This window comes from Hafnia paralvei (assembly GCF_020150375.1).
Taxonomy (GTDB): Bacteria; Pseudomonadota; Gammaproteobacteria; order Enterobacterales; family Enterobacteriaceae; genus Hafnia; species Hafnia paralvei.
On sequence record NZ_CP083737.1, the window covers coordinates 204,338 to 216,223 of the forward strand.

The 11,886-nt window shown below is 48.3% G+C and carries 10 protein-coding genes; all 10 read right to left on the reverse strand.

Going from position 1 to position 11,886, the window contains the following annotated elements; all coding sequences use genetic code 11:
* Positions 1-11 precede the first annotated feature (11 nt).
* The gene (locus tag K9N75_RS00970) at positions 12-2,132 is read right to left on the reverse strand and encodes a hypothetical protein (RefSeq protein ID WP_224452131.1); all 2,121 of its coding nucleotides are present in this window, start codon (positions 2,130-2,132) and stop codon (positions 12-14) included.
* Positions 2,119-3,363 (reverse strand): DUF3142 domain-containing protein, encoded by a 1,245-nt coding sequence (locus K9N75_RS00975; RefSeq protein WP_224452132.1) that lies wholly within the window; start codon positions 3,361-3,363, stop codon positions 2,119-2,121. Before K9N75_RS00975 ends, K9N75_RS00970 begins: the two co-directional genes overlap by 14 nt.
* Positions 3,364-3,586: 223 nt before the next feature.
* Positions 3,587-4,924 (reverse strand): gluconate transporter, encoded by a 1,338-nt coding sequence (gene gntU, locus K9N75_RS00980; RefSeq protein ID WP_008815866.1) that lies wholly within the window; start codon positions 4,922-4,924, stop codon positions 3,587-3,589.
* Entirely contained in the window at positions 4,924-5,463 is a 540-nt protein-coding gene (gntK, locus tag K9N75_RS00985; RefSeq protein WP_008815867.1) for a gluconokinase, read from the reverse strand. Before gntK ends, gntU begins: the two co-directional genes overlap by 1 nt.
* 188 nt (positions 5,464-5,651) lie before the next feature.
* On the reverse strand, positions 5,652-6,647 hold the full coding sequence (gene gntR / locus K9N75_RS00990) for a gluconate operon transcriptional repressor GntR (protein WP_004089340.1): 996 nt from the start codon (positions 6,645-6,647) through the stop codon (positions 5,652-5,654).
* A gap of 111 nt (positions 6,648-6,758) precedes the next feature.
* Complete coding sequence (locus K9N75_RS00995) at positions 6,759-7,676, reverse strand: LacI family DNA-binding transcriptional regulator (protein WP_008815868.1); 918 nt, start codon at positions 7,674-7,676, stop codon at positions 6,759-6,761.
* 100 nt (positions 7,677-7,776) lie between these two features.
* Positions 7,777-9,156, reverse strand: a complete 1,380-nt coding sequence (gmuD, locus tag K9N75_RS01000) for a 6-phospho-beta-glucosidase GmuD (protein ID WP_061059336.1) — start codon at positions 9,154-9,156, stop codon at positions 7,777-7,779.
* 10 nt (positions 9,157-9,166) lie between these two features.
* Entirely contained in the window at positions 9,167-10,477 is a 1,311-nt protein-coding gene (locus K9N75_RS01005) for a PTS sugar transporter subunit IIC (RefSeq protein WP_008815870.1), read from the reverse strand.
* Positions 10,478-10,493: 16 nt separating this feature from the next.
* Complete coding sequence (locus tag K9N75_RS01010; RefSeq protein ID WP_008815871.1) at positions 10,494-10,799, reverse strand: PTS sugar transporter subunit IIB; 306 nt, start codon at positions 10,797-10,799, stop codon at positions 10,494-10,496.
* A gap of 244 nt (positions 10,800-11,043) precedes the next feature.
* Positions 11,044-11,739, reverse strand: coding sequence for a pirin family protein (locus K9N75_RS01015; RefSeq protein ID WP_008815872.1), 696 nt, complete (start codon positions 11,737-11,739; stop codon positions 11,044-11,046).
* Positions 11,740-11,886: the final 147 nt, after the last annotated feature.

An 11,886-nucleotide genomic window follows, 5' to 3' on the forward strand; every position in this document is an offset into this window, starting at 1 on the left:
ACGTAGTGCGATTATCCCTGATGGGTAAAGTCAGGCTTCGGGCACTTGAAGCTAGATTGAGAATGCACCACTTGGCTGTAATACGTCCCCGTTTTTGTATAGCGACGATAGAGTTTTGCCCCTCCTTCGCGGTCTCGGTTCTTAATCCAACTCCGTGCGTGACATAATACTGCCGTATAAGCTTGGCTTTTTGGCGATAAAAGATCTGCGGACTTTGACGCTAACTCAGCAGCCTTCCAGCGGTAATGCAAAAATTGATTATTGGTTTTAGGCAATGCCGCTTTAGCCCTCGCAGCTTCATTTGGGGTAATCCAGCTTTGGGGCTGAATTCCATCATTCGGAATATTTTTATCCTGTTGCCAGCTAAGATCGTAGGTATCACCGACATAGGAATAGATAGAACGATAAATTGCATAGTCGGGCGTCATGGCATAGCTGGTTAATTCTAATCCTTGGTCTCGCAATATTAGCGCAGACTGATAATAAGCTTGAGCACGGACACGTTTTTCTATTTTGGGATTCTGAGCAGTATTGAGATTATCGATAAACTGCTTTGCCCACTGACGATGTTGGGTTGTTTGGAAATAAGGTAGGGCTTCATCATAGCGCTTAGCGCGCATCAAGCGACGGGCTAAGACTTCACGCAGTTCAGCATCTGGCGTCATTATCGGACCGATATAATAGGTTTTCTCATCCTCATCTATAGGTTTGGGCAAGATGTCCGCAATGGTATGTACGTTCTTATCAACAAATCCTTTTAGCTCATCAAGGGTTAATACCCGCTCAGCAATATCCAGAAGATCCGCGCGGTAAATATATTTGCCGCGATAAAAGAGCGCCATTGCCTGCAAATAGTCACCGCGATTAAGAGCGAGAATACCTTGCTCGCCAGATACCAGACACACTCGCTGTTCTATAAGCGAAGGTTCATCAACAGTCCCGCGATCTGACGGCGGGAAACTTTCTACCGTTTTAGCGTAGGCCGCAGTTGCGGCTTTCATGTCGCCGTTGCGCAGCGCCATTTTTGCCCGAAGCCACCAGCTTAACGCGCTGTCACCGGAGTTTTTCAGCAGTGTAGCTGCCATATCATATTTGCCAGAACGATAGGCTATCGCTGCCAGGCTGTCACTGCCTTTAAAACCCGTGCCAGCCGATGAGCTTATTAACGCGAGTATTTTGGTGGTAATTTGCGATTTCTCATGACTATGTTCATCGTCCAACCCGCTCCCGCTATCACTAAATAACTGAATAGCCAGTAGCTGTTGCACCAATGGGTCTTTAATCGCTTTTTTCAGTAATTTTTCATTTTGCGGTTTCATCAATATATTGGCGATAATATGCAGCGATGCGCTACCACTGGGATCGCCTTGCACAGACTGTTGGGCATAAAGATGTATTGAGGTAGCAATATCTCCCAGCCAGAAATGAATTGCTGCCTGTTGACCAAGACTGCTGAGTGACAAGAGCGCGTCATCAGGCTCGTCGCTCTTAACGCGATCGATCACTTTTTGGAATGCGGCTAGCGCAAGTTGGAGCTTAACGTGGTCAGCAGAATCAGCCCTAGACAAAAGGGAGCTTTCTTGGGAGTCGGTGATGTAGTCATCCATCAGGGCTCGGCCTAAAGAATATTGCGCAGCCAGTCCGTAAACTCGTTGTTCATTTTCCGGTAGAGCCAGTACCTGCGTGAAATAATCAGCAGCATTTGAAGTATCCACCAGGTTGAAGGCTACGGCACCGAGGGTATATAGCCGCTCTTCGGGGGTTAATCCTTTGCTGAGAGCGTCAGCTTGCTCAAGACTAATACTGGCTCGCATTTGGGCGATAATATTAGCCATGCGCAGCTCCTTCGCGCTCATCTGGGCTTTGATTTCTTCCTCTGTGGCGATCTCTACCGGTTTTTTCCAGATGGGGAGCGTTTTATCAAAATCAGCGAACAAACTAGTCTCAAAAGCAAAATTCCCCTCGGGCATATTAAGCAACGTTTTATTGCGTTCGACTAATAAGCGGTTATAAAAATGAGGGCCACAGGCATTCGCAGGGGCGAAAGGCATCAGCGTGGTTGCTAGTGCCAGACTTAAGGACAGCAGGGTTTTACAACGCCTTTTCCAAGCAAATAAGCTAAGGCGTAACATGAATATCTCCTGGAGCCAATTGAGTACAACGAGCCCATCCGATAGCCTGGCTCCGGCTTGCCCGCAGTTGCTGAGACTGAATACGAATAAAACGTAGCGGCTGATCGCCGCTGTCTAAACGATAATTTCCGACGGCGTCCGCTATCTGGCAACGATCGCTGGAAATGGTAATCTCTTTGGGCATAACGCTATCTATTTGCCCCTTGTTACGCAGTACCAAATTATATAAAGCATCAGTCTGATCAGGCTCCGCTGGCTGGGCCTGCGCATCAACAATCCATTGAACGGTCAACGCTTGTTGCAGGATCACCGCTTTCAGCGTTGGCATGGACCAAGCTCTGCGGTCGCCCTCGAGAGGCAAGCGAAACCAGATTAGCCCTTTTAAATGGGGGATGTGCTGTAACCTAAGCTGAGATAAAAAATCAGCCATAGTCTGAGGCTGAACCGAGATCTCTTGCATTTGGCCTGCAATGTAGAGGGAGCTTTCACTCTCTACCACGGGCTGTTGATCCTGAAAACCCGCTAGCCCTATGCCATAGGCCGGTAATGCGACATAAAATGGTTTTTGTGTCACGTTGCTATAGCGTTTGATCCAGCTAGCCGCTAATTCAGCATCGAATAACCCTTTCTCTGGCGAAAGGACGGCATGCACCTGTAACACGGATTGATCCGCCTGCTGAACTAACGCAGGCAAATAAGGAGAGTCTAACCATGTAGGTAACAGCGTTAGGCTGAGTTGCAGATCCTGTGGCAATCTCGTTCGCAGTAGCTTAAGAAATTGTTGATAAACCACCAGTTTTGAACTGGGGGAATCATAGTCAATTTCAACGCCCGTGACGCTTAGACCACTCTGTTGCCATTGGTGTAGCTGATTAAGTAGGTTTTCAAACACCAACGACGAATCAATATGCTGTAGTTGCCCATCAAGGCGAACCACTAACCAGACGGGGCGTCCATCTTGCCGCAGCATTTGGGTATCTACGGCGATTTTGCGTAAGCCTTCATCGCGATTGAGCTGTAGTCCCAACACCCGTAGGCCAGAAAATAGTTCATGGCTTTGCAAAAGTGCGTCTTGGTGCTGCGGTGTCCAGACTCTTTGCCAAATATAGGCTTGCTGATCCCATGGTGTGAGATTTTCCCCCGATGTTCCTGATGAGGGATTTCGATAAAGACTAAAAAGTATGCTGCAAAAAAGTGCCACCATACCGATTACAATCCATGTCCGTTTCATGTCCGTCTGCTTCATCCCCACCGTCTAAATAACTTGGTTCGGTCACATTATGTGAGATCGCGTCTATGAATACTGATCCAGTACAAGCTTGGCATCAAGGATGAATAAAGGGTTTAGGGATTTTTAAAGAGTCGGGTTTACGCTTGCCACCAAAAAAACAAAACGCCTGATGAGAACATCAGGCGTTTTCAGGCTAGCAAGGATGGGTTAGCGCTGAGACAAATTACATCGCAGCGAAGAAGATCATACCAACGACTGCGCCCGTGGTACCCAAAATGGTTTCCATTATTGACCAGGTTTTCAGCGTTTGAGCTTCGGTCGCACCGGTGAATTTACCAAACAGCCAGAAGCCGGAGTCGTTTACGTGGCTCAGTACGATGGAACCACCCGCGATACAGATAGACAGTGCAGCCATCTGTGCGCCGTTGTAACCCAGTTCGCCGATAACCGGAAGAACCAAGCCTACTGTCGTTAAACACGCAACGGTAGCGGAACCCTGAATCACACGAACCGCAGCGGCGAGTACGAAGCAAGCCACAGCAATTGGCAGACCCGCACCAATCAAAGAGTTACCCAGAGCTGGACCTACGCCGGAATCAACCAAGATTTGTTTGAAGACGCCGCCCGCACCGGTAACCAGAAGGATGATACCTGCTGGCTGGATCGCCGCAGAACATACTTCCATGACTTTCTCTTTGCTCATGCCCCGACGAATAGCCAGACCATAAATGGCAACCAGACAAGCCAGCAGAATTGCGGTAAACGGATGACCGATAAATTCCAACCACTTATGTAGTTCAGTACCGGTTTCCACAAAGCGCGCGCCGATGGTTTTCATTCCAACCAGAACCAGTGGGAATAAAACTAACGCTAAGCTGAAGCCGAATGAAGGCAGTTTGCTCTTATCTAAGCTTGGCTCTTGGATATCAGCAGGCAGATCCAGAGTGACATACTTGCTGATGAAGTTACCAAACAGAGGACCCGCTAAAATCATGCCTGGAATAGCAGCACACAGGCCGATCAGAATCATCCAACCATAGTCTGCTCCCATCTGAGAAGCCAGCAGCATAGGCGTTGGACCTGGTAACAGGAACGCTGCGGCACCCGCAACCCCAGCAAACAGAGGGATCGCCAGTTTAACTACGTTACCGTTGGTACGACGAGCAACGGCGAATACCACACCAATCAGCAGAACGATGGCAACATCGAAGAACAGCGGCAGTGCGCAGACCAGACCTGCAATACCTAGTGCATAATGTGCCCGCTTCTCTCCAAAGCTAGAGAGCAGTTTGGCAGCAATCTGATCCAGTGCGCCGGTTTCATGCAGGATTTTACCGAACATGGCACCTAAGGCGACGACGATAGCGAGGAAGCCTAAAGTGCCTCCCATGCCTTTTTCCATGGTCTTGGCAATCATATCCAGCGGCATTCCGGAGAAGATACCTGCGCCGATAGATACCAACATCAGAGCAACAAAAGCGTGCATACGTGCTTTCATTACCAGAAACAGCAACAGTAGGACGGAGCCGACTGCGGTAAAGACGAGAGTGAAGGTGCTCATTATGACCCCTGAGAAATCACAGATTTAATGGTTGTAATTGTATTTTCAACAACACCGTCCAGTGGGAGGCTGATGTCGACAGCATGAACGTCATGTTCATCGCTGGTAGGTTCTTCTAACGCTTCAAATTGTGAAACTAGCATCTGCGGTTTAAAGAAATGACCTTTACGCGCTAACAGACGGCTTTCGATCAAATCGAAATCGCCTTTTAGATAGATAAAAGAAACGTTTTTATTGCCGTCGCGCAGCATGTCGCGATAACGCTTTTTCAGTGCAGAACAAACGATCAGAGATACGTCGTTGGTACGTTGCATGGCAAAAATGGCGTCGTTAACCGCTTTCAGCCAAGGCGTGCGGTCTTCATCATTCAGCGCATGGCCTTCGGACATTTTTTTGATATTAGCGCGGGGGTGCAAGAAGTCTCCATCTAGGAAACCTGCGCCAAGCTGTTGGGCTACGGAAGTTGCAACAGCAGATTTACCGCTGCCAGATACGCCCATCAGGATAAAAACGTGGTGTTGTGGTTTTTGCTCGCTCATTTCTACTCCAGAGAGGGGACGGAAGACCATCCGCTAAACGTAATGTTACTGGTAACTTGTTATGGGTAACATTGTCTGAGCAGAGATAACAATTAGCAAGAACCGTGACAAAGTAGCTTCAATAACTGTGAGGTTACTCTCAGTTAGTAACGGTAATTAACTATAAGTGAGTAGTTGCTTACGGGGTTTTAGATGCTGCCGCCATAGAGAAGTGTGAAACCAACGTCAACCATCTGGGATGAAATGGTTTCGCCGCGTAGGCGTGCTAGCATGCGCTCTGCGGCAATTTGCCCCATGCGCTGGCGAGGTGTTAATACGCTGGCGAGTTTCGGGGTCATGACCTGACCAATATCGTGGCCGTGGAAACCGGCGATCGCCATATCTTGAGGAATGCGCAGACCCAAACGCTGGCATTCAAAGGCAGCACCTGCGGCTAAGTCATCGTTGGTGCAGAAGATACTGTCCATGTCAGGATAGCGTTCTAGCGCTTCACGCAGTAGCTCACTGCCGACGGAGTAAGAGGAACCGCGTGGGATCATGACACTACGAGGCTCTAAGCCGGCATGATTCATTGCCGCTTCATAGCCATGCTGTTTGATGACCGTACGCTCATCTTGGCGAGCGCCAAAATAAACCACTTTGCGATGACCGCGATCGATGATGGCCTGAGTCATTTGACGAGCGGCTTCGAAGTTATCAAACCCAACCGCGATATCAATACACGGCGTCACGCAGTCCATCATTTCCACGACGGGGACGCCTGACACTTCGATCATCTTACGTGTGCGTGCGGTGTGACTGCGTTCAGACAAGATCAACCCATCGACGTTGTAGGAGAGCAGAGACAATAAACGCTCTTCTTCTTTTTCTTGGCGATAGCCATAGTGCGCTAGCATAGTTTGATAGCCATGCGCGTCGGTGACGCTTTCTATGCCACGAATAACATCGGCGAAAACTTGGTTGGTCAGAGAAGGAAGAAGCACGCCAATCGCGCGGCTCGTTGAATTGGAGAGAATATCCGGTGCGCGATTAGGGATGTATCCCAATTCGTCCAACGCCACTGCAATTTTTGTTTGAAGTGCAGCAGAAACTTGCTCAGGGTTACGCAAATAACGGCTTACCGTCATTTTTGTCACACCAACTTTGTCTGCGACATCTTGAAGTACAGGGCGTTTTTTCTTCATTTTCAATGAAATAACTAATGTTCGGACGAATGCAGACAGTTTAGCAAAAAAACAATGTCACGTATAAAACAAATGTTACGCATATCATGCGAAACATCGCGCTCTGGGATATCACGCCACTAATGCGCCGCGAACCACGTAGGAGTGCCCTGCATCACGTGACCCGACGATAAGCTCAAGTGCTCTTTGTGCCAACGATTCTAATGGATATTCAATGGCGGGCTGCCCTGGAAGACTCATGGAACCATCGAGACTAAAAATCATGACCTGCCTAGGAACATCACGATTGAATGCTTGCAACAGTTCTTTTGCCTGCTGAGCATCGTTGTTATCGCGTAGCAGAAGCCCATTAAAGGCAACACCGCTGTTAAGCAACGACTGGAGGGCGACCTTCATAGAGGGAGAACATTGGGTCACAAGCTGTCTGTTGTAAGGAATAAGGTTAAATTCTAATGCGCTGCGATAGCCCTGTAGTGTTTGGTCAGCGGCATCGCTCTGGTCATAATTTAGCAATGCCAACTGGCGTCGCCCCTGACTGACCAGATATTGAGAAGCGGTGTGTGCAGCAAACTCATGATCGAACTCAATCCGGCTGCCGCCTTCGGCGTCTAAACAGTCAATCAGCACAATGGTGTCGTCAAGCGGAGGTAGTGTAAAACGCGCTCCGATGATAATCATTGCATCACACAGTCCGCGCCCCAACTCGCTTAACGCATGTTGTACGCTGGCGGCATCGGTGGCGAAGCGTAGCAGAAGGTGTTTTTTATGCAGACGCATCTGTTTTTCTAACGCCTGAAGGTAATGCGCTGCCTGCTGGATAGTTTCCATGGCGCACACGACACCAATGCAACCGGTCGTTTGTGTACTCAGCGACTGAGCAATCAAATTCGGCGCATAGTTCAGGGCTTCTGCGGCTTTTAGTACCGCCAGACGGCTTTCCTCCTTCACGCCACGGCTGCCGCTGAGTACCCGTGATACTGTGGCTTTGGACACCTGAGCGAGTCGTGATACATCGTTGATAGTCGCCATATTCTTTTGCCAGTTGGAGTGAAATCATTCGTTCTAGTGCAGGAGATACAGGTTAAAAAAGTAGAACCCTGCATCTCCGAGCAAAACAATGCCTAATGTGTTAAAAACCGTTCTCTTGTGAGACTTTGGCAAACCATTGGCCACTTTTTTTTATTTTCCGCGTTTGCGTCGCTAAATCGAGTTGCACAAAGCCATAGCGGTTTTTGTAGGCATTGCACCACGACCAGTTATCGATAAATGTCCACATATGATAACCCAAGCACCGACTGCCTTCCTGAATCGCTTTATGCACCCATTGCAGATGTTCGCGAATGAATTCAATGCGGTAGTCGTCTTGTACCTGCCCATGTTCAACAAATCGCTGCTCGTTTTCTACGCCCATGCCATTTTCTGAAATAAAACAACGCGGATTTCCGTATTGAGTGCGTAGGTTCGCCAAAATGTCATAAACGCCTTTTTCGTAGATTTCCCAGCCGCGATAAGGATTCATTTTACGCCCTGGCATTTCATAGTTATCGAAGAACCATTCAGGCATAAACGGGCTCTCGGGATTCACCATGCTATCACGGGATTTGATGCGTCTTGGTTGATAGTAATTGATTCCAAGTAGTGAGACCACGCCCTGAGCCAATAGCTCGCGATCGCCGTCACGGCATTCTGGCAGTTGGTGATGCATTTTGAGCAAATCGACTAACTCATCGGGATATTTACCTAACAGAGCGGGATCGAGAAAGCTACGGTTAAACATTAGGTCGGCGATATTTGCCGCTTTTACATCGGCCGGATTCTCAGAACGGGGATAAGAAGGCGTCAGGTTGAGGATAATGCCAATGTCTCCACCTTGATCCAACTGGCGATAGCGTTGCACCGCCTGTGCATGGGCAAGCATGGTGTGATAAGCCACGGTCGCGGCGCGTTTAAAATCCACCACGTTGGGATAATGGAAGTCGTACAGATAGCCACCTTCGACCGGAACCACAGGCTCATTAAAGGTAAACCAGTGTTTGACGCGATCGCCAAACAGATGAAAACAGGTCGCGGCGTATTCCGCGTAAGCATCAACGACTTCACGATTTTCCCAGCCACCTTGCTGTTGCATCACCATCGGCATATCGAAATGGAAGAGATTGATAAAAGGCGTAATGCCCTGAGCCAGCATTTCATCGATGATCTGATTATAAAATGACACCGCATCAGGATTAACCGCTCCACGGCCGTTAGGAATTAAGCGCGCCCATGATATCGAAGTGCGAAAGCTGTTATGTCCAACCTGCTTTAGCAGCGCAATATCATCTCGCCAATGCTGATAAAAGGTCGATGTATCTTGTGGCCCCACCTGTTGATGAAAACGATTTGGCTGTTGGGAGAACCAGTGATCCCATACCGTGGCGCTTTTTCCGCCGCCAAGACTATTGCCTTCGGTTTGCGGTGCCGAGCTGGCGCTGCCCCACCAAAATCCAGTTGGAAACGAGTGTGTCATAGGTGCTCCGTTATGAGTTCAACGCCAGTTCATTGGCCTGTTTATCTTCTTCCTGTTTAAGCAAGGTACGTTCGTAGGCTTTCAGGAATGGGTAGTACATTGCAGCGGACAACACCATGCAGATCAGACACATAATGACGGGACTGAGTGCCCAGTTTGCTGCCCATGAGGCTCCGATTGGCGCAGGCGTTGTCCATGGCGTCATTGAAACCACTTGTGCAACCCAGCCAAGTTTGGTGGCGGTCCATGCAAAAGTGGCATTGATCATGGGTACTAAAATAAAGGGTAGGAAAAACACGGGGTTCATGATGATGGGGGCACCGAACAGAATCGGTTCGTTGATATTAAAGAAACTCGGTACAACGCCCATTTTTCCGATGGTTCGTAGGTGAATGGCTTTACTACGTAACAGTAGGAATGCCAAAGGTAGCGTAGAACCCACGCCGCCAATCAGCAGGTAGTGATCCCAAAACCCCTGCAAATAGATGTGCGGTAGCGGTGCGCCAGTTGCTAATGCAGTTTGATTGAGTGCCAGATTGGTCATCCAGAACGGATTCATAATGCCAGTAACGATCAGCGCACCGTGAATTCCGGCAAACCACAGGATTTGGCACAGTAACACCGATAACAAAATGGCTGGCAGGGAATCAGAGGCTGAAACCAGCGGAGCCAATAAATGCATGATGGCTTCAGGGATAATCATCCCCGTCATGGATTCAACTAAAAGGTTTAACGGATGCAGCGTTGCGACGATGATCACCACAGGAATTAAGATTTCAAACGAACGGGCGACCCCTGTAGGGACTTCTTTGGGCAGCCGGATGGTGATGTTTTTACGCTTTAGGAGGGCGTACATTTCGCTGGCATAGATAGCAGTGATAATTGCCGTGAAGATCCCTTGTCCTGAGAAGTACTGAGTCGAGATGTGATCATCTTTATAAGGCGCAGCGACGATTAAAAAGGCCATGAATGCCAGTAGGCCAGTCATGATGGGATCGAGCTTATAGTGTTTACCCATGCTGGCGCCGATACCAACGGAGATAAAAAATGTCATTACGCCCATGCTAAGGTTAAACGGCAACATCAGTTCGGCACGGTATTTAAGTGAAAAATTCAGCCAGCCGCGGGCAAATCCCCATTGCGTATCTGCGTCGAAAGGCGGAAAGATAAATACCAGCATGAACGAGCCAATAATCATGAAGGGCAGGGCGGCGAGAAAACCATCACGGATGGCAATCACATATTTTTGCTGCCCGATAGAACCGGCTAGAGGCGCGATCTTTTGTTCAATCACGCTAACCATTGATTGATATAAGCTCATTGGCGATCCCCTCGCGCTAATCGATTAACGACAGGGCAAAATCTAATACTTTATCGCCACGCTGCATTCCGTAATCCATCATGTCGATAGCCGCCACCGGAATGCCTTTCGGCTCTGCTTTTTGCGCCAGACCGCTGAGCATATATTTCACCTGTGGCCCCAGCAATATGACCTGATAATGCTCAAACTGGTCGTCAAATTCGCCTGCGCCAAAAGCTTTGATTTCAACGTCTAACCCGCGCTCCTGCGCGGATGTCAGCATCTTTTTCACCAATAAACTGGTGGACATACCCGCAGCACAGCACAGCATGATTTTTTTCATTTTTATGTTCTCTCTGAGTTAAACGGTTCATTTTCTAAAACTCATTGGATACATTTTGGAAACCGGTTTCCAATACAAAAAAACTAAAGTGAGAGCGGTATTCAGGAATGAAAATTTACTCAGATAAAAGCTGTGAAAACGGTCACAAGTTAAATAGATACTGTGGAAAAAATAGGCTAACAAAGAATTTCAGGCATAAAAAATGCCAGCCCTTAGGCTGGCATTGAACACGTTATCTAATGGCTCATACGGCTGGCAGGTCGAACAGCAGGATTTCCGCTTTATCATCAGCATGGATAGAAATTGCCGCTTCATCCCAGATGGCAACACCATCGGCGGTGCTAACGTGTTGGCCGTTGATGGAAACGTTGCCTTTGACAACCTGAATCCAAACGCGGCGATCTGCCTGCATCTGATAAACGCTCTGCTCGTCTTTCAGCAGCGCCCAACGGGTGAGTGTCATGTCTTGGAACACTTTCAATGACCCGTCGCGAGCATCAGGAGAGAGTACCAACTGGCGCCCTTGTGGCACGTCGAACGCTTTTTGCTCGTAGCGAGGTGTCAGGTTTTTCTGATCGGGAATGATCCAAATCTGATACAGATGTAAGTCGCGATCCTGATAAGCATTGAATTCAGAATGGCGAATACCGGTACCGGCGCTCATGATCTGGAACTCACCGGCGTTAACCTGCTCTTTATTGCCCATGCTGTCTTGGTGAGCAACGGCGCCTTCCATTACATAGGTCAGGATTTCCATGTCTTTATGCGGATGCGTTGGGAAACCTTCACCTGCAGCGATTCTATCGTCGTTAATTACGCGTAACGCTGAGAATCCCATAAAATCGGGATCGTAGTAATCAGCGAAAGAGAAAGAGTGCCAGCTATCGAGCCAACCATGATTTGCGTGACCACGGTCATTTGCTTTACGGATATAAATCATAATCAAAATCTCCTATGAGCCAGCCAATCAGGCTCTTGTCGTTGAAATCTAGTTTAGACCTAAGCCGATAATAAGAAAGCGTAAAAAACTCATCCCTCTGTTCAAAAAATCAGAACAAGATCTAGATTTATCATGAAAGTTGTTTCA

Bases quoted from the DNA above. Each gene is read 5' to 3' on its own strand.
- K9N75_RS00970 (WP_224452131.1), bottom strand. From the start codon at position 2,132: ATGTTACGCCTTAGCTTATTTGCTTGGAAAAGGCGTTGTAAAACCCTG.
- K9N75_RS00975 (WP_224452132.1), bottom strand. From the start codon at position 3,363: ATGAAACGGACATGGATTGTAATCGGTATGGTGGCACTTTTTTGCAGC.
- gntU (WP_008815866.1), bottom strand. From the start codon at position 4,924: ATGAGCACCTTCACTCTCGTCTTTACCGCAGTCGGCTCCGTCCTACTG.
- gntK (WP_008815867.1), bottom strand. From the start codon at position 5,463: ATGAGCGAGCAAAAACCACAACACCACGTTTTTATCCTGATGGGCGTA.
- gntR (WP_004089340.1), bottom strand. From the start codon at position 6,647: ATGAAGAAAAAACGCCCTGTACTTCAAGATGTCGCAGACAAAGTTGGT.
- K9N75_RS00995 (WP_008815868.1), bottom strand. From the start codon at position 7,676: ATGGCGACTATCAACGATGTATCACGACTCGCTCAGGTGTCCAAAGCC.
- gmuD (WP_061059336.1), bottom strand. From the start codon at position 9,156: ATGACACACTCGTTTCCAACTGGATTTTGGTGGGGCAGCGCCAGCTCG.
- K9N75_RS01005 (WP_008815870.1), bottom strand. From the start codon at position 10,477: ATGAGCTTATATCAATCAATGGTTAGCGTGATTGAACAAAAGATCGCG.
- K9N75_RS01010 (WP_008815871.1), bottom strand. From the start codon at position 10,799: ATGAAAAAAATCATGCTGTGCTGTGCTGCGGGTATGTCCACCAGTTTA.
- K9N75_RS01015 (WP_008815872.1), bottom strand. From the start codon at position 11,739: ATGATTTATATCCGTAAAGCAAATGACCGTGGTCACGCAAATCATGGT.